At 67.3% G+C, this 16,251-nt stretch carries 12 protein-coding genes and 1 pseudogene; 4 read left to right on the forward strand and 9 right to left on the reverse strand.

What is annotated here, in order from left to right:
* Window positions 1-26 precede the first annotated feature (26 nt).
* The 3 genes from J0I99_RS02740 to J0I99_RS02750 form a co-directional block, all read right to left on the reverse strand.
* Window positions 27-2,462 (reverse strand): SPOR domain-containing protein, encoded by a 2,436-nt coding sequence (locus J0I99_RS02740; protein WP_291395631.1) that lies wholly within the window; start codon window positions 2,460-2,462, stop codon window positions 27-29.
* Between the two features lie 90 nt (window positions 2,463-2,552).
* A complete protein-coding gene (argS, locus tag J0I99_RS02745) occupies window positions 2,553-4,298 on the reverse strand; it encodes an arginine--tRNA ligase (protein ID WP_291395633.1) in 1,746 nt (581 codons plus the stop codon).
* A gap of 143 nt (window positions 4,299-4,441) precedes the next feature.
* The gene (locus J0I99_RS02750) at window positions 4,442-5,668 is read right to left on the reverse strand and encodes a deoxyguanosinetriphosphate triphosphohydrolase (RefSeq protein WP_291395807.1); all 1,227 of its coding nucleotides are present in this window, start codon (window positions 5,666-5,668) and stop codon (window positions 4,442-4,444) included.
* Window positions 5,669-5,713: 45 nt separating this feature from the next.
* On the opposite strand from J0I99_RS02750, the gene J0I99_RS02755 reads away from it, so the two are divergent.
* The 4 genes and pseudogenes from J0I99_RS02755 to J0I99_RS02770 all read left to right on the forward strand — a co-directional run bounded on the left by J0I99_RS02755 (window position 5,714) and on the right by J0I99_RS02770 (window position 8,490).
* Window positions 5,714-6,067, forward strand: coding sequence for an iron-sulfur cluster assembly accessory protein (locus J0I99_RS02755; RefSeq protein ID WP_291395634.1), 354 nt, complete (start codon window positions 5,714-5,716; stop codon window positions 6,065-6,067).
* A gap of 76 nt (window positions 6,068-6,143) precedes the next feature.
* Window positions 6,144-7,178 (forward strand): annotated as a pseudogene (locus J0I99_RS02760) (serine hydrolase domain-containing protein); the annotation flags it as partial.
* A gap of 104 nt (window positions 7,179-7,282) precedes the next feature.
* Complete coding sequence (gene xth / locus J0I99_RS02765) at window positions 7,283-8,062, forward strand: exodeoxyribonuclease III (RefSeq protein ID WP_291394276.1); 780 nt, start codon at window positions 7,283-7,285, stop codon at window positions 8,060-8,062.
* Between the two features lie 41 nt (window positions 8,063-8,103).
* Complete coding sequence (locus J0I99_RS02770; protein WP_291395635.1) at window positions 8,104-8,490, forward strand: nuclear transport factor 2 family protein; 387 nt, start codon at window positions 8,104-8,106, stop codon at window positions 8,488-8,490.
* Here J0I99_RS02770 and J0I99_RS02775 read toward each other — a convergent pair.
* From J0I99_RS02775 to J0I99_RS02800, 6 genes are all read right to left on the reverse strand, one after another.
* Window positions 8,483-8,674, reverse strand: a complete 192-nt coding sequence (locus tag J0I99_RS02775) for a hypothetical protein (RefSeq protein ID WP_291395637.1) — start codon at window positions 8,672-8,674, stop codon at window positions 8,483-8,485. The two genes, J0I99_RS02770 and J0I99_RS02775, sit on opposite strands and share 8 nt — an antisense overlap.
* A gap of 71 nt (window positions 8,675-8,745) precedes the next feature.
* Window positions 8,746-9,525 (reverse strand): tetratricopeptide repeat protein, encoded by a 780-nt coding sequence (locus J0I99_RS02780; RefSeq protein WP_291394273.1) that lies wholly within the window; start codon window positions 9,523-9,525, stop codon window positions 8,746-8,748.
* A gap of 52 nt (window positions 9,526-9,577) precedes the next feature.
* Window positions 9,578-11,302: a dihydroxy-acid dehydratase gene (ilvD, locus tag J0I99_RS02785; protein WP_291395639.1), complete on the reverse strand. Its 1,725-nt coding sequence runs from the start codon at window positions 11,300-11,302 to the stop codon at window positions 9,578-9,580.
* A 423-nt stretch (window positions 11,303-11,725) separates the two neighbouring features.
* Window positions 11,726-14,572 carry a valine--tRNA ligase gene (locus J0I99_RS02790; protein ID WP_291395641.1) on the reverse strand — a complete coding sequence of 949 codons (2,847 nt, stop codon included), beginning with the start codon at window positions 14,570-14,572 and terminating at the stop codon, window positions 11,726-11,728.
* A gap of 377 nt (window positions 14,573-14,949) precedes the next feature.
* Window positions 14,950-15,609: a PopZ family protein gene (locus J0I99_RS02795; RefSeq protein ID WP_291395643.1), complete on the reverse strand. Its 660-nt coding sequence runs from the start codon at window positions 15,607-15,609 to the stop codon at window positions 14,950-14,952.
* Window positions 15,610-15,816: 207 nt separating this feature from the next.
* On the reverse strand, window positions 15,817-16,194 hold the full coding sequence (locus J0I99_RS02800) for a hypothetical protein (protein ID WP_291390256.1): 378 nt from the start codon (window positions 16,192-16,194) through the stop codon (window positions 15,817-15,819).
* Window positions 16,195-16,251: the final 57 nt, after the last annotated feature.

The following is a 16,251-nucleotide window of genomic DNA, read 5'->3' on the forward strand; positions in this document are numbered from 1 at the left end:
GGGCGTCAAGGAAATGGCGACGCGGATCAACCGCCAATCGGCACGCAATCCACGCCGTTCGCCTTGAGGCTGGCGCAGGTCTGCGTCGCTTCCTGGAAGGAATCGACCGGCAGTACGACGCGGTACCACGTACCCTTGGGACCCAGGTCGACCTGCCGGACAGCAAGGCTGCGGCCGGCGAGCAGTCCGGACAGCCGGTTCTGCGTGGCGCGCAACGAGTTCTGCGCGTCGGCCTGGGTCGGCTGCGAGCTCAACTGCACGTAGGGGCCGGACCCACCGGTAGTGGCTGCCGGCGCCGTCAGATCGGCAGCCTGCGCGGCGGGCTGGGTGGCAGCGGCGCGCTGGTTGGCGCCGCCATTGAGCGTCGAGCGGTCGGCCGGGCGGGCCAGGGGAATCGGCGCGACGATGGTCGGGTCGATATTGGCCGCCGGCGTCGGCGCGGTGCTGGCAAGGGCGGCAACGTCGGTCGAGCCGGCAGCAGCCGCAGTGCCACCGGCAGTCGCGTCCGGCGCAGTGCCGCTCGGAACGGCGGCCAGCAGTTCGGAGGGCTGAACGTCGGCGCCCGGCAGGTCCGGGACCGACGGGCGGTCGACCGGCAGCTCCTCGTTGCCCGCGACGGCCTCGTCGCCGGACACGATCGTGCCATCCGGACGGACCGTCACGGTGCGTACCTTGCGATTGGCCAGTTCGCTCTCGCTGCCGGCGCTGTCGCTGCTGCCGACCGGGGTGGCCACGTCAGCAACGCTGGTGGCTTCGCTGTCGTCGCGCGAGACGAGTTGCTCGTCGGTCGGCGCCGTCTTGCCATCGAGTTCGTTGAAGACCACGGAACCCTGATTGGTGGGCGCGGTGGTTGCCGGCGGCGGCACAGTCTTGACCGGCGTCGCATCGGCCTGCAGCACCGGTGCGTCGGTGTCCGAGCCACGGCCCATGCCGAGCACCCAGTACAAGCCGAGGCCGGCGGCGAGCAGCAGGGTCCCCGCGACGGCCATGCCGACATACTGGCGCATGCCACCGGCACGACGCTCGGGCCTGGCCTTCACCCGCTTGTAGGGGCTCGGCTCGGCGCGGACGCTGTCGATTCGGCCGACTTCGGCGCCACTGGCGGCCGCAGCCGCCAGGATCGCTGCTTCGGCCGACGGAAGCTGGGGTTCCGTGTCGCGGATCGTGGCGCGGCGCGGCGCGAAACCAGCGGTCAGGGGCGGTACCACCGGAGCGGCCTGCGCCGCCGGGGTCGGAGCCGGAGCCGCCACTATGGGCGCCGCAGGCTTGTCGCTCGTCAGTTCGACGCGAACGGCCTCGCCGATGAGGCTCTCGATCTCGTCCATCGGATCGACCGGCGGCTGCGGGCGAGCCGGAGCCTGCACCTTGCTTGTCGGCCCGAACACCGGCGCGACGCCAAAGCGATCCTCCGGCCGGGGCGCCGGCGACTGTTGCACCTGCGGTGCGGGTCCGCGGCCCGCGGCGGAGTTGAGCTGCGGACGCGGGGCCGGCGGAAGGCCCGGCTGCGGAAAGGGGCGTGGCGCCGGGGCCGGCGCAGCTTCCTCGGCCTCGGTCGAATCCAGTTCGGCCGCAATCAGGTCGGCGATCGGGTCACCGGAGGCTGGCTTGCCGGCGTCCGGCGCCGGCGGCTGGACCGCAGGCCTGGGCGCCGCAGCAGGCGCCGCGATGGGCTGGGGCGGCGAGGTGTCGAAGCCGAAGTCGAAGTCGAACTTGTCGGTGGCCGGCGCGGCCTGCGAGGCAGCAACCATCGGGGCCGACAAGGCCGGAGCAGCCGGCCTGGGCGCGGCAACGGGTGCGCTCACCACCGGCTCGGCCTTCGGGGGCGGAGCGAACACGGCTTCCAGCTCCGCCATCGGGTCGGAGGCCGGGGCGGGCTCAGCGGCAGCAGGAGGGGGCGGCGCCACAACCGGCGCCGGCACCGGCCGCGACGCAACCGGCTTCGGGATCTCGCGATCCTGCCAGTTGGACATCGGCTCGGGCTTGAACGTGGAGGCGGCGGGCAAGGTGCCGAAATCGATCGACGCGGACGGGCGCGGGCCAGCGGAGGCCGGCGGCGTCATGGCGGCCGACGGCGTCACTGCGGCCTGCGGCGTCATGGCGGTTGGCGGCGTCGGGGCGGCCGGCGCCGGCGGGAGAGCCGATACGGGCGCTGGCACTGGCGAGGGCGCAGCCGGAAGCGGCTGGTCCATCCCCGGGATGCGGAAGATACTGGGTGGAGCCGCAGGCGCAGCACTCGTTGCCGGGGCAACGGGCGCGGTAGGGGCATCCATGCCGGGAATGCGGATCGGCGAGGGCGCCTGCCCTTCCGGCCGCGGATTGTCGGTGAGCGTCACGAGCTTGGGGGCGGGCCGCGCCTCTGGTTCGGATGACCCGGCGTTGCTTGCCATCAGCTTGGCAAGTTCGGCGATAAGGTCGTCAGATTTTTCCTGGCCATCAGGCATCTGCTGCGGTCTCGCTGTCATCAAAGCAGCGCCCCTGTACTCTTGGACCGTCCGCCAGTCTTTTGACCCCACACTGGCGGGCCGGCCACTCTACCAACCAATGCGCCCGAATTATGAAAGCGCCTCCGGAGCAGAAACACCAAGCAGGGTCAAACCGTTGACGAGGACCTGACGCACGGCGCCGACAAGGGCGAGTCGGGCCGCAGTCAGCTTTGAATCATCGGCGTTAACAAAGCGTAAGGCAACATCCTGATTGCCCTTGGCCCAGAAGCCGTGGAAGGCGCTGGCAAGTTCGTACAGGTAGAAGGCGACGCGATGCGGCTCATGTGCATCGGCGGCCGAAGCAACGATGCGCGGCCACTGCGCCAGCGACTTGATCAGCTCGAGGTCGGCCTCCGACGACAGCAGCGAAAGGTCTGCCGCCGCAAGGGCTTGCGCCGACGTATCGAGCGCCGGCATCTCCTCGGCGACCTTGCGGAACACCGAGTAGGTGCGGGCGTGCGCGTACTGCACGTAGAACACCGGATTGTCGCGCGTCTGCTCCTTGACCACGGCGAAGTCGAAATCCATCGCCGCATCGTTGCGCCGATAGAGCAGCATGAAGCGGGTGGCGTCGGAGCCGACCTCCTCGACCACGTCGGACAGCAGCACGAGATCGCCCGAGCGCTTGCTCATCTTGAACGGCTCGCCGTTCTTGAGCAGCCGCACGAGCTGGCAGATGCGTACGTCGATCTCGGCCTCGCCATGCGAGACGGCCTTCACCGCCGCCTGCAGCCGCTTCACATAGCCCGAGTGGTCGGCGCCGAGCACGTTGACCATGTGCTTGAAGCCGCGCTGGTACTTGTTGCGGTGGTAGGCGATGTCGGCGGCGAAATAGGTGTACTGGCCGTTCGACTTGACCAGCGGACGGTCGACATCGTCGCCATAGTCGGTGGCGCGGAACAGGGTCTGCTCGCGGTCTTCCCAATCGTCCGGGGTCTTGCCCTTGGGCGGCTCGAGCCGACCCTGGTAGACCATGCCTTCGGTGCGCAGCCAGTCGAGCGTGGTGTCGACGTCGCCACCCTGCCCGTGCAACTGGCGCTCGGAGAAGAACACATCGTGATGGATGTTGAGCTTGGCGAGATCGGCCCGGATCAGGTCCATCATGTCGGCCAGCACCTGGTCCTTGACGATGGCCAGCGCCTCCGCCTCGGGCTTGTCCAGCAACGCCGAGCCGAACTTGCCCTTGAGCCTCTGGCCGACCGGGATCAGGTAGTCGCCCGGATAGAAGCCCGAGGGAATGTCGATGCTCTCGCCGAGGGCCTCGCGGTAGCGCAGCATGGTGGACTTGGCCAAGGTGTCGATCTGGCTGCCGGCGTCATTGATGTAGTATTCGCGGGTCACCTCGTAACCGGAATAGGCCATGAGCGAGGCCAGCGCGTCGCCGAACACGGCGCCGCGGGTATGGCCGACGTGCATCGGCCCGGTCGGGTTGGCCGAGACGTACTCGACGTTGACCCGCTCGCCCTTGCCGATATCGGACTTGCCGAACGCGGCGCCCTCAGCCGCGACCGACTTCAGCACGTCGTGCCAGATCGGGGTGGCAAGGCGGAAGTTGAGGAAGCCGGGACCGGCGACCTCGACCGAGGCCACGTCCGTGTCGGTCCCGAAGTGCTCGGCGAGCGCCATCGCGACCTCGCGCGGGTTCTTGCCCAGCGGCTTGGCGACGACCATCGCGGCGTTGCTCGACAGGTCGCCGTGGCCAGGATCTCGCGGCGGCTCGACCACGATGCGCGACAGGGCTTCCCCGGTGATCGAGGGATATAGCGCCTTGAGGGCGTCGGCGACGCGGGTGGCGAACAGCGCGAAAACGTTCATGTTGGTCTCACTTGGACTGCCACAATCACGGAGTCATTCCCGCGAAAGCGGGAACCTCTGTTTACGGTGATGAGGATAGGCCCGGAAACGGAGGCTCCCGCTTTCGCGGGAATGACCCGGAGTTGGTAGCGGATTGGGTGCCCCTACCCTAACTGCGATCCAGCGTCAAACAGCCGGCCATGTTGCTCGAGCGCATAGGGGTCGGTCATCCCGGCGATGAAGTCGGCGACGATGCGGGCGCGCGCGCCGCGATCGGCCGCGTTGCGGGCCGCCTCGCCCCAGGCGCCGGGCATGGCGCCGGTCACCATGTAGTGGTCGAACAGCATGGACACGACCGTCTGGCTGCGCCGCACCGGCCCCATCACCTCGTCGCTGCGATAGACGTGCTCGAACAGGAAGCGCTTCAGCCCGCGCTCGGCTTCGGCCACCGGCGGCGAGAAGCGGATCAGCGTGCGGCGGGCGAAACGGACATCTTCCGCCGACTGCGGTCCCACCTGGGCAATGGCGCGGCTGCTTTCCGCGATCACGTCCTCGATCTGCGCGGTGATCAGGCGGCGCTGCACCTCGTGCGCCTGCCGGCTGCGCTCGATATCGGGCCAGCGGGCCAGGACCTCCCGCACAAACGGGCCGACCAGCGGCACCTCGGTCAGGTCGCCAATGCGGATCAGGCCGGCGCGCAGCGCATCGTCGATGTCGTGCGAGTTGTAGGCGATGTCGTCGGCGATGGCAGCGGCCTGGGCCTCGAGACTGGCGTGGGTCCAGGTCATGAGGTCGGCGCTGGCGGGAATGTCGTCGAGGCCGGGTGGCAGCGGATGGTCGGGACGGAGCGCCCTGCCCGCGCGGTCGGTCAGCGGGCCATTGTGCTTGAGGATGCCTTCCAGCGTTTCCCAGGTGAGGTTCAGGCCGTCATGTTCGGCGTAGCGGTTCTCGAGCCGGGTAACGACGCGGATGGCCTGCATGTTGTGGTCGAAGCCGCCCCACTCGGCCAGCTTGTCGTTGAGCACGCGCTCGCCGGCATGGCCGAACGGGGTGTGGCCAAGGTCGTGCGCCAGCGCCACGGCTTCGGCCAGGTCCTCGTCCAGCGCCAGGGCGCGGGCGATGGAGCGGGCCATCTGGCTGACCTCGAGCGTGTGGGTCAGGCGCGTGCGGAAATGCTGGCCTTCGTGGTGCAGGAAGACCTGCGTCTTGTGCTGCAGGCGGCGGAAGGCCGTCGAGTGGATGATGCGGTCGCGGTCACGCTGGAACTCGGACCGGGTCGGGCTGGAACCCGGGTTGTATAGCCGCCCGCGACTCTGGGCGGGATCGGAGGCATACGCGGCGCGTTCACCCATTATGCGGCCAAGACCCTTTTCATCGTCGCCTGACGATATTAGATTTCACCTGTGCTGCGGCGTGTCGCGGCCGAAAGGTACCAGATGTCCGAAGCTGCTCTAGCACCGAACAATGTCATTTTGACAGACCGCGCCGCCAGGCGGATCGGCCGCATCCTCAGCAAGCAGGGGGAAGGCACGGTGCTGCGCATCGCGGTGGCGGGCGGCGGCTGTTCCGGCTTCCAGTACGAGTACAACCTCGTCAAGGAGACGCCGGCGGCGGACGACCTGGTGCTGAGCAACGGCGATGCCACGGTGCTGATCGACTCGCTCAGCCTCGAGTTCATGGGCGGCGCCGAGATCGACTATGTCGACGACCTGATCGGCCAGAGCTTCCAGATCAGGAATCCGAATGCGGTGGCCGGCTGCGGCTGCGGCACGAGTTTCGCCGTCGCCTGACGCTTAAGCCTTTCGGCGCCTTGCCTGCGGACGAAGTGAGCCGCTAGCGTCCTCCCATAGATCTGGGAGGAATTTCATGACTTTGGAGAGTAGGGTGAACGCGGCGGTCGACGCCGCGCTCGGCAGCCGCATTGTCGGTTGCGTCGTGCTGATCAACCAGAACGGCCGGGAAATTTACGCCCGCACGGCCGGTCTCGCCGATCGCGAGGCGAACCGCAAGCTGGAGCGCAGTGCCATCTGGCGGCTGGCCTCGGTGACCAAGCCCATCGTCGCGACGGCGGCGCTCAAGATGAAGGAAGAGGGCCTGCTCGGGCTCGACGATCCGGTCACCACGTACCTGCCCTACTTCACCCCGCCCAGTCCCGATGGAGTGGTGCGTCCGATCACGCTGCGGCAGCTGTTCGCGCACACGTCCGGCCTTTCGTATGAGACCGTTCCGGCCGATGTGGCGCCCGGCATGTCGGGGCCCTACATCTCACTGGAGGAAAACCTGCGCCGGCTGGCCAAGGCGCCGCTCGTCTTCGCACCGGGCACCGGCTGGGCGTACGGCACCAGCATCGATGTGCTGGGGGGCGTGATCGCCGCCATCAACGGCTCGACGCTGGAAGCTGCCGTGGTCAGGTACGCCGCCGGCCCGCTGGGCATGGTCGACTGGCGCTTCACCCCCACCGATGCCACCCGCGTCACCGCGAACTATGCGAACGGCGATCTGCCGACCCCTTCGATCGTGCCGCCGGCCCGTATCACCATGGAGAACAACCAGGGCACCGGGTGGGAGGTCGACCGCATCTTCCGTGCCGATGCCCCGCAGTCGGGCGGCGGCGGCTCGTGCGGCACGGCAGACGACGTCATGAAGATGCTCGAAGTCTACAATGGCGGCACGTTCCTGAAGCCTGCGACCGTTGCCGAGGCCCTACGGAACCAGATCGGCGACCTGCCGCGGCGCGACACCGATGCCGGCAAGCGCTTCACCCTGCTGGGTGCCATCATCGACGATCCCCGGGCCGCCAGAAGCCCCTGCCCGGTCGGCACGCTCGACTGGGGCGGCGCGTGGGGCCACAACTGGATCATCGACCCCACGAACAAGCTGACCATCCTCGTGTGCACCAACGTCGCCCCCGAGGGCTGCAACGGCCCGTTCCGCGAAGACCCCGCGACGCGGTTTACGCGTCACTGTGAGGAAGCTAGGCTCCCGTTCCAAACGGGAGCCTCTTCATGCGCATCGCCACCTGGAACATCAACGGCGTCAAGGCTCGGCAGGGACTTCTTCTCAAGTGGCTTGAGGAGGAATCGCCCGATATCGCGTGCCTGCAGGAGATCAAGTCGGTCGACGAGGCGTTCCCGCGGCTCGAGATCGAGGCCATGGGCTACAACGTCGAGACCTTCGGGCAGAAGAGCTGGAACGGCGTCGCGATCCTGTCCAAGCGCCGCTTCGATGAGGTGACGCGGGGCCTGCCGGGCGACGATGGCGACGAGCAGTCGCGGCTGATCGAAGGCGTATTCTCGGTCGAGGGCGGCGTGGTGCGGGTGTGCTGCATCTACCTGCCCAACGGCAACCCGGTCGGCACCGACAAGTTCACCTACAAGCTGGGCTGGATGGACCGGCTGCTCACCTTCGTCGAGGGGCGGCTGGCGCTCGAGGAGCCGTTCATCCTGCTCGGCGACTACAACATCATCCCGGCCGCCATCGACGCCAAGACCCCCGAGAACTGGGTGGGCGACGCGCTGTTCCGGCCCGAAAGCGCCGAACGCTGGCGCGCGCTGCTCAACCTGGGCATGACCGACGCGCTCCGGGCCGTCACCGACGAACCGTCCTATACGTTCTGGGACTTCAAGACCTTCGGCTGGGACCGGGGCGACGGCATCCGCATCGACCACCTGCTGCTCTCGCCGCAGGCGGCGGACCGGCTGGAAGACGTGCTGGTCCACAAGGAGCAGCGCGGCAAGGAAAAGCCGAGCGATCACGTGCCGGTGGTGGGCGAGTTTGCGTTCTAGGCCCTTCGGCTCCGCGCCGTCGGCTGAAACGGAGGTGCTGAATGCATATCCATGCAACTCTCGTCGAACTGTGCGACGCGTTCAACGCGCACGACCTCGACCGCATCATGGCGCTGTTCGCCGACGACTGCGTGCTCGAGATGCCGCGGGGCAGCGATCCGTGGGGCTCGCGCTTCACTGGCAAGGCAGAGGTGCGGCAGGCGCTGGCAGGCCGCTTTGCCGGGCTGCCTGACGTCCACTATGGCGACGCGGAGCATTTCGCCGACGAGGCAGCGGGCACCGGGATGTCGAGGTGGCGGCTGACGGGAAGCACGCCCGAGGGCACGCGGCGTGACGTGCGCGGCTGCGACTTCTACACGTTCCGAGAGGGACAGGTAGTGCGCAAGGACTCGTACTGGAAGATCGTCGAGCCGCCCGTGGCTAGTTGATGCTCGGAGCCTGACGAAGCGGCTTCAGCTCGGCGACCTGCGCCGCAGGTTCGTCTCCGCCCAGAGCTTTGGTGACAGCGGCAGTCGCAACCCTCGCCTGCGTGGCGATGTCGTTGGCAAATCCGCGCAGGTCCGCCGGCAGCAGGACGACGGTGAGCAGTATCAGGATGATCGGCAGGCGCATGGCGGTGGTTCCAACGGGCTAACGTCCCGATGGTTGCCATGGCGTGGCTGAACTTGCGCTGAACGGCGCGCTCAGAGTCCGCCGAAGCGGTTGCTGAGCGAGTCGGCGAGTTCGACGGCGCGCTTGCGCTGCGCGGGCGTCGCCACGGACATGGCGTTGGTCAGCAGTTCGCCGATCCAGCCCTCGTCCATGGTGCCGGCGGCGCGGCGCGAGGCGACGGTGAGCCACATCAGGCCTTCGACCTGATCGGCCGAGATGCCCTGCCCGTTGAACAGCATGTTGCCGAGCTTGGCCTGCGCCCCGGCGTGCCCCTTGCGGGCGGCGAGATTGAGCCAGCGCGCGCTCTGCAGCGGGCTGTCGCCGAGTTCGGAGTCGTCGAGATACATCTCGCCGACCTTGTACTGCGCGTCGGCGTCGCCGAAATAGGACGCCGCGTGCAGGATCAGCTTGTTCGAGTAGGCCTCGTTCTTGGGGATGCCGGCCTCCGGCAGGCCGGTGCGGTAGTACTCGCCGACCTTGAGGAAGCTCTGGGCGACGATATCGGCCTCGACGCCCTTGGGCGCGGTGTCGGCGTGCTCGTCGGCAATCTGGCTGAAGTAGCCGAACGCCTTGACCGGATCCTTCTCCACGCCCTCGCCGCTCTCATACATGAGGCCGAGCTGGTAGAGCGCCATCGGCTGTCCGGCCAGCGCGGCATCCTCGAGGGCGGCGACGAGATCCTTGGACGAGATACCGCCGCCGGCGCCGTCGAGCGAGTTGGCCATGGCGAGGGCGGCATCGGCCGCCGTCTCGGGAGCCAGCGGCAGCGACGGCAGCACGCCGCTCACCTGAGCGGCGGCCGGGGTGGCCACGCCCGCAACAGCGAGCGCAGCCCAAAACGCAACGGAAACAAGGGCTCCTGCCCTAAATGTCCGCATACTGCTCCTTCTCGCCCTTGGCACCGGGGTTGGTCAGCGCGCCGAAGCGTGCCGGCCCCACCAGTTGGGCATACTTCCAGATGGCGCCCGAGCCATACTCGGTTTCGCGCGGGGCCCAGGAGGCCTTGCGCCGGGCAAATTCCTCTTCCGACACATTGACCGAAATCTCGCCGGTCACGGCGTCGAGAGTGATGATGTCGCCATCCTTGATGTGGGCGATCGGACCGCCGACAGCTGCTTCCGGACCGACATGGCCGATGCAGAAGCCGCGCGTGGCGCCGGAGAAGCGGCCGTCGGTGATGAGCGCAACCTTGTCGCCCATTCCCTGGCCGTAGAGAGCGGCCGTGGTCGACAGCATCTCGCGCATGCCGGGGCCGCCCTTGGGGCCCTCGTAGCGGATGACGAGCACGTCGCCTTCCTTGTACTCGCGCTTCTCGACGCACTCGAAGCACTTCTCTTCGGTGTCGAAGACGCGCGCCGGGCCGACGAAGCGCAGGTTCTTGAGGCCGGCGACCTTCACGATGGCGCCATCGGGGGCGAGGTTGCCCCGAAGCGAAACCACGCCGCCGGTGGGCGAGATCGGGTTGGACGTCTTGCGGATGACGTCCTGGTTCTCGTTGAACTTCACCTTCTCGAGGTTCTCGGCGACGGTCTTGCCGGTGACGGTCATGACGTCGCCGTGCAGGAAGCCGCCCTCGAGCAGCGCCTTCATCACCAGCGGAATGCCGCCGGCCTCGAACAGGTCCTTGGCGACATACTTTCCGCCCGGCTTCAGGTCGCCGATATACGGGGTCCGCTTGAAGATCTCGCCGACGTCGAACAGGTCGAAGTCGATACCCGCCTCGTGCGCCATGGCCGGCAGGTGCAGCGCGGCATTGGTCGAGCCGCCGGTGGCGGCCACGGTCATCGCCGCGTTCTCGAAGGCCTTGCGGGTGACGATGTCGCGCGGACGCAGCTGGACCTTGAGCAGTTCCATGACCTGCTCGCCGGCCTTGGCGCAGAGCGCGTCGCGGATTTCGTACGGGGCCGGGGCGCCGCAGCTGTAGGGCAGCGCAAGCCCGATGGCTTCGGCCACCATGGCCATGGTGTTGGCGGTGTACTGGCCGCCGCACGAGCCGGCCGACGGGCAGGCGACGCGCTCGAGCTCGTCCAGCGTCTCGTCGTCCATCTTGCCGACCGAGTGCAGGCCCACGGCCTCGAACAGGTCCTGCACCACCACGTCGCGACCGCGGAAGCGGCCCGGCAGGATCGAGCCGCCGTAGATGAAGATCGACGGCACGTTGAGGCGGATCATCGCCATCATCATGCCGGGCAGCGACTTGTCGCAGCCGGCCATGGCGACCAGCGCGTCATAGGAGTGGCCGCGCATCGTGAGCTCGACCGAGTCGGCGATCACGTCGCGCGAGGCCAGCGAGGACTTCATGCCGGCATGGCCCATGGCGATGCCGTCGGTGACGGTGATGGTGGTGAATTCGCGCGGCGTGCCGTGGTTGGCGGCGACGCCCTTCTTGACCGCCTGGGCCTGGCGCTGCAGCGAGATGTTGCACGGAGCGGCCTCGTTCCACGCCGTCGCCACGCCGATGAGCGGCTGATGGATCTGCTCGCTGGTCAGGCCCATGGCGTAGAGGTACGAGCGGTGCGGCGCCCGCTCCGGACCCTCTGTCACATGCCTGCTGGGGAGACGCGATTTGTCGACGTAGTTCGATGCCATTTCTTCTACCTGCTTGTCCGGCCGGATACGACCGGCGCTCCTAGTAAAAGCGCCGTTTATGAGCTTCGGCCTGACAAGGCACAAGGGCAGGAAACCCGCGATTGGTACGGTGCCGGCCCAATGTGCCTGCACCAGATCGCGACCTGGCCACGCCCCAGTCCTCGCCCTCTTTTAGGGTCACATTGTGGCGGGGTTCCTCAGCAAAACGTTGATCGCCCGGCAAGGAAAACGGGATTCAATCTTGCTGTTGCAAAAACGTCACGTACGATTCATCGCGCGTTCAGCATGGGGACTTGCAGCGCACAGCGATTGCTCGCGGCGCCGACGCTCACCTCGACGCCGACAACTGCACGATAACCTCCAGGGGCCGGACGCTGATTGCTGCCGGCCGCCGGAGATTTGTCACCGATTGCTTGCCTGTCCCTAGCTCAGTCGGGACAGGGCTTCCTGCAGGCGCTTCAGCCGCTCGAGGCTCTCCTCGCGCCGGGTGCGTTGCTCCTCGATGACCTCTTCGGCCGCCTTGGCGAGAAACTGCTCGTTGCCGAGCTTCTTGTCGATCTTGTCGATCTCGGACTGCTCCTTGGCGATGTCGCGCTTCAGGCGGCCACGCTCGGCATCGAGGTCGATGACGCCGGCGAGGGGCAGCACGAAGGTCGCTTCGCCGAGGATCAGCTGGGCGGAGTCGCGCGGCACGTCGGAGGTGTAGTCGACGCTGTCGAGGCGAGCCAGGCGGGTCAGCGCGCTGAGATTGGCCTCGAGGCGGGTGCCGGTCTCCGCCCCTGCCCCGACCACCAGCAGCTTCACCTTGGCGCCGGCCGGCACGTTCATCTCCTGGCGGACCGAACGAATGCCGGAAATGAGCGCCACGAGCCAGTCGAGCTCGGCCTGCGCCTCCGGGTCCTCGAGGCCGGCCAGTTCCGGCCACTCGGAAATGATCAGCAGCTTCTCGCGCGCCGGGCCGGTCTTGCCGGTTTCGGCCCACAGCTCTTCGGTGATGAAGGGCATGAAGGGATGCAGAAGCTTCAGGATCTGGTCGAGCGCGAAGGCGGCAGTGGCCTGCGTCTCGGCCTTGGCCGCCTCGTCCTCGCCCGTGAAGACGGGCTTGGCCAGCTCGATGTACCAGTCGCAGAAGGTGCCCCAGACGAAGTCATATGCGGCGTTGGCGGCTTCGTTGAAGCGATAGTCGGAGATGGCGGCGGTCACCGCGGCGGCGGCGCGGGCGGTGGAGCCCACGATCCAGCGGTTGAGCGCCAGCTTGTTGTCCCTGGGGTCGTAACCCTCGATGCGGACGCAGCCGTTCATCTCGAGGAAGCGCGCGGCGTTCCACAGCTTGGTGACGAAGTTGCGGTAGCCCTCGACGCGGCTGATGGCGAGGCGCATGTCGCGACCCTGCGCGGCCATGGCCGCGAGGGTGAAGCGCGTGGCGTCGGCGCCGTATTCGTTGACGAGCTTGAGCGGGTCGATGACGTTGCCCTTGGTCTTCGACATCTTCTGGCCCTTCTCGTCGCGGACCAGCGCATGCATGTAGACGGTGTGGAACGGCTCGGTACCGGTGAACTCCAAACCCATCATCATCATCCGGGCGACCCAGAAGAAGATGATGTCGAAGCCGGTGACCAGCACATCGGTGGGGTAGTACTTGGCCAGCTCCGGCGTCTGGCTGGGCCAGCCCATGGTCGAGAACGGCCACAGCGCCGAGGAGAACCAGGTGTCGAGCACGTCTTCGTCGCGATGCAGCGGCACCTTGCTGTCGGAAAGCTCGGCGAACGGATCCTTGTGCTTGCGCATGTTCCAGGTGTCGGCATTGAGCCGGTCACGCTGGGTGGTCTCGAAGCTCAGCATCGCCTTGGCATAGTCGGGCGCGTTCACGCCGCCGGAATAGACCTCGATCTTGCGGGCCCCATAGTAGGCCTGCGCCTGCGCGATCGCCTCGACCTCGCTGTCGGCGACGAAGCATTTCGGGCCGGCATCGCGGTTGTTGAAGTCCGGGTCGGTGTTGAGGCGCGGGCCGTACCAGGCCGGGATCTGATGGCCCCACCAGAGCTGGCGCGAGATACACCAGGGTTTGATGTTCTCCATCCAGGCGTAATAGGTGTTCTCGTACTGCTTGGGGACGAACTTGGTGCGTCCCTCGCGCACGGAGGCGAGCGCCGGCGCGGCGAGGATCTCGGCCTTCACGAACCACTGGTCGGTCAGGAACGGCTCGATCACGACCTGCTTCGACTTCTCGTCGTACGGGACCATGATCTTCTTGTCGTCGACCCAGACGAGCACGCCCGACGCTTCCAGCTCGGCCAGCACCTTGTCGCGCGCCTCGAAGCGGTCGAGGCCGCGATAGGCCTCGGGCACCGAGTTGTTCAGCTTGGCGGTCGTGGTGAAAATGTTGATCGGCTTGAGGTTGTGGCGCTGACCCACCTCGAAGTCGTTGAAATCGTGCGCCGGGGTGATCTTCACCGCGCCTGAACCCAGTTCCGGGTCAGCGTATTCGTCACCGATGATCGGGATGCGGCGGCCGACGATCGGCAGGATGACGTGCTTGCCGACGAGGTGCTTGTAGCGCTCGTCGTCCGGGTGCACGGCAACGGCCACGTCGCCCAGCATGGTCTCGGGACGCGTCGTCGCCACGGTGATGGTCTCCGTGCTGCCCTCGATCGGGTAGCGCAGGTGCCACATCTTGCCGTTGGTCTCGATATTCTCGACCTCGAGGTCCGAGATGGCGGTCTCGAGCCCCGGGTGCCAGTTCACCAGGCGCTTCGCGCGATAGATGAGGCCCTTCTCGTAAAGCGTAACAAACACCTTACGAACCGCCTCGCTCAACCCCTCGTCCATGGTGAAGCGTTCGCGCGACCAGTCGGCCGAGGCGCCGAGGCGCTTCAGCTGGTTGAGGATGGTGCCGCCCGACTCCGCCTTCCATTCCCAGACGCGCTCGAGGAACTTCTCCCGCCCCATCTCGCGGCGGCCCGGCTGCTGGCGCTCCATCAGCTGGCGCTCGACGATCATCTGCGTGGCGATGCCGGCGTGGTCGGTGCCCGGCTGCCACAGCACGTCCTTGCCGCGCATGCGCTCGAAGCGGATCAGGATGTCCTGGATGGTGTTGTTGAGCGCGTGGCCGATATGCAGCGAGCCGGTCACGTTCGGCGGCGGAATGACGATCGAGAAGGTCTCGGCGCCGGGCTTGGCTCCTGCCCCGGCCTTGAACGCCCCCGCTTCCTGCCACTGCTCGTAGATGCGGGCTTCGACGTTGGCCGGTTCGTAGGTCTTCTCAAGCATCGGTGGGTTCCAAGCGCAGCAGCCCGCCCCGAGGCATCACAGATGCCGGGCGGACCGAAATTCAACGGCTAGTGCTAAAGCAAAGGCGGGTGGCGAAAGTCAACACAATGTGGGTTGTGAGGTGGATCGAGGCAAGATCACAGCGCCCGGGGCGAGGGAGAAGCGTCCGGCCTACAACGGTCCAGCAACAAGAACGCCGTCATCCCCGGGCTTGCCCCGGGGACCCAGCGATGTCTCCACCAACACCGCCATATGCCGCGCCATCCCGTGGGTCCCCGGGTCAAGCCCGGGGATGACGGTGCGTATGTTCGAATGAGCGCCACCAAACAGAAATCCCCGCTTAGCGGGGATCAGATTGTCGGGCTTGCCTGTCGGAGTTACTTCCCGCGCGAGACGCGGGCGATTTCCTTTTCCACCATGCGCTCGACCACCGAGGGCAGGTTTTCGTCGAGCCATTCCTTGAGCATGGGGCGCAGCATCTCGCGCATCATGTCCTCGATGGTCACGCCGCTGCCGACGGTCTGCATGCCGGACAGCCGCGCGAAGGTGCTCTTGACGGCCGATTGCGTGGTCGGCTCGAGCAGCTGCTCGGCCATCTCGGCGGACAGGTTCGGGTCCGGCATCGGCGCAGCAGCCGCCACGGGCCGCGGTGCCGGTCGCTCGAAAGCGGGTGCCGCGGCGCGCGGCGGAGTTGCGACGACCGGAGCCGGCTCCGGCTCTTCCTCCACCTCGAAAGCGATGTCGTCCGGATCGACGAGGCTGGCGCTCAGGTCGGGCGCCGCGCCGGCGCCGCCCAGCAGTTCCGAAAAGCTCAGGCCCGGCTTGGCCTCATCCTCGGCGGCGGTGTCGCGCAGGATCTGCTCGGGCGACAGGGCCAGCGGCTCCGGTTCCGCCTCCGGCTGGACCGGGCGAACCGGCGCCGGCTGCGGCATGAAGCTGCGAGCGGGAGCGGGCACGGGCGCGGCAGGCTTCTTGGGCGCAGCGCCCGCATCGTCATCGGCGATGATCTGTCGGATCGACGACAGGATCTCGTCCATGGATGGCTCTTTTGGCGCCGGCTTGTTCATCACTGCCTCACATTACCCGCCAGTTACGCGGCCGCACATTCGGGGCGGATTCGGCCAGATCGCCGAATCGGCTCTGCTCAATCTAGTGCAAGCCATCGCGGTTTGTGAATCGGCCGGACACCAGCCATTGTGTCTTCCCCCAGGGATTTCCGGGGGAAGGCAGGTTGCCGGCGTCGCCTAGAGGCTGAGCGCGGCCCGATGGCGGAATATCGTCACGATCCAGGCCAGCAGGCCGAGGATGGTGGCGAGCGATGCGATCTGGGCCAGCCAGTCGCCGGTGCCTGCGGTCGCCATCGCCACGCCCGCGCCGATGGTCAAGGCGCCGACGAGCGCCAGCACGAAATGCACCATGGCCAGCCGGCTCTGCGCGGCGGCCGGCACCAGCTTGTAGTAGAAGCCGTAGATCACCATCAGGACGAAGCCGACGAGATTGTTGTGGGCGTGGCCCGGCGCCAGCGTGTGATCCTGGCTGATCGCCATCTGGATGCCCCACGCCATGCCGGCCAGCCCGAGCAAGGCGCCGACCACGATGAACCAGAACGGTAGTGCTTTCACGTTTCCCCCCTTTGGCCGCCGCAACGGCCCGCGAAAAAGCCGCGACGCGGGACTCGC

Source organism: Devosia sp. (assembly GCF_017307495.1).
Taxonomy (GTDB): Bacteria; Pseudomonadota; Alphaproteobacteria; order Rhizobiales; family Devosiaceae; genus Devosia_A.

Excerpts from the sequence above, each read along its gene's own strand:
- J0I99_RS02740 (WP_291395631.1), bottom strand. The coding sequence starts at position 2,462 with ATGACAGCGAGACCGCAGCAGATGCCTGATGGCCAGGAAAAATCTGAC.
- xth (WP_291394276.1), top strand. The coding sequence starts at position 7,283 with ATGCGCATCGCCACCTGGAACATCAACGGCGTCAAGGCTCGGCAGGGA.
- J0I99_RS02770 (WP_291395635.1), top strand. The coding sequence starts at position 8,104 with ATGCATATCCATGCAACTCTCGTCGAACTGTGCGACGCGTTCAACGCG.
- J0I99_RS02755 (WP_291395634.1), top strand. The coding sequence starts at position 5,714 with ATGTCCGAAGCTGCTCTAGCACCGAACAATGTCATTTTGACAGACCGC.
- argS (WP_291395633.1), bottom strand. The coding sequence starts at position 4,298 with ATGAACGTTTTCGCGCTGTTCGCCACCCGCGTCGCCGACGCCCTCAAG.
- J0I99_RS02795 (WP_291395643.1), bottom strand. The coding sequence starts at position 15,609 with ATGGACGAGATCCTGTCGTCGATCCGACAGATCATCGCCGATGACGAT.
- J0I99_RS02790 (WP_291395641.1), bottom strand. The coding sequence starts at position 14,572 with ATGCTTGAGAAGACCTACGAACCGGCCAACGTCGAAGCCCGCATCTAC.
- ilvD (WP_291395639.1), bottom strand. The coding sequence starts at position 11,302 with ATGGCATCGAACTACGTCGACAAATCGCGTCTCCCCAGCAGGCATGTG.
- J0I99_RS02775 (WP_291395637.1), bottom strand. The coding sequence starts at position 8,674 with ATGCGCCTGCCGATCATCCTGATACTGCTCACCGTCGTCCTGCTGCCG.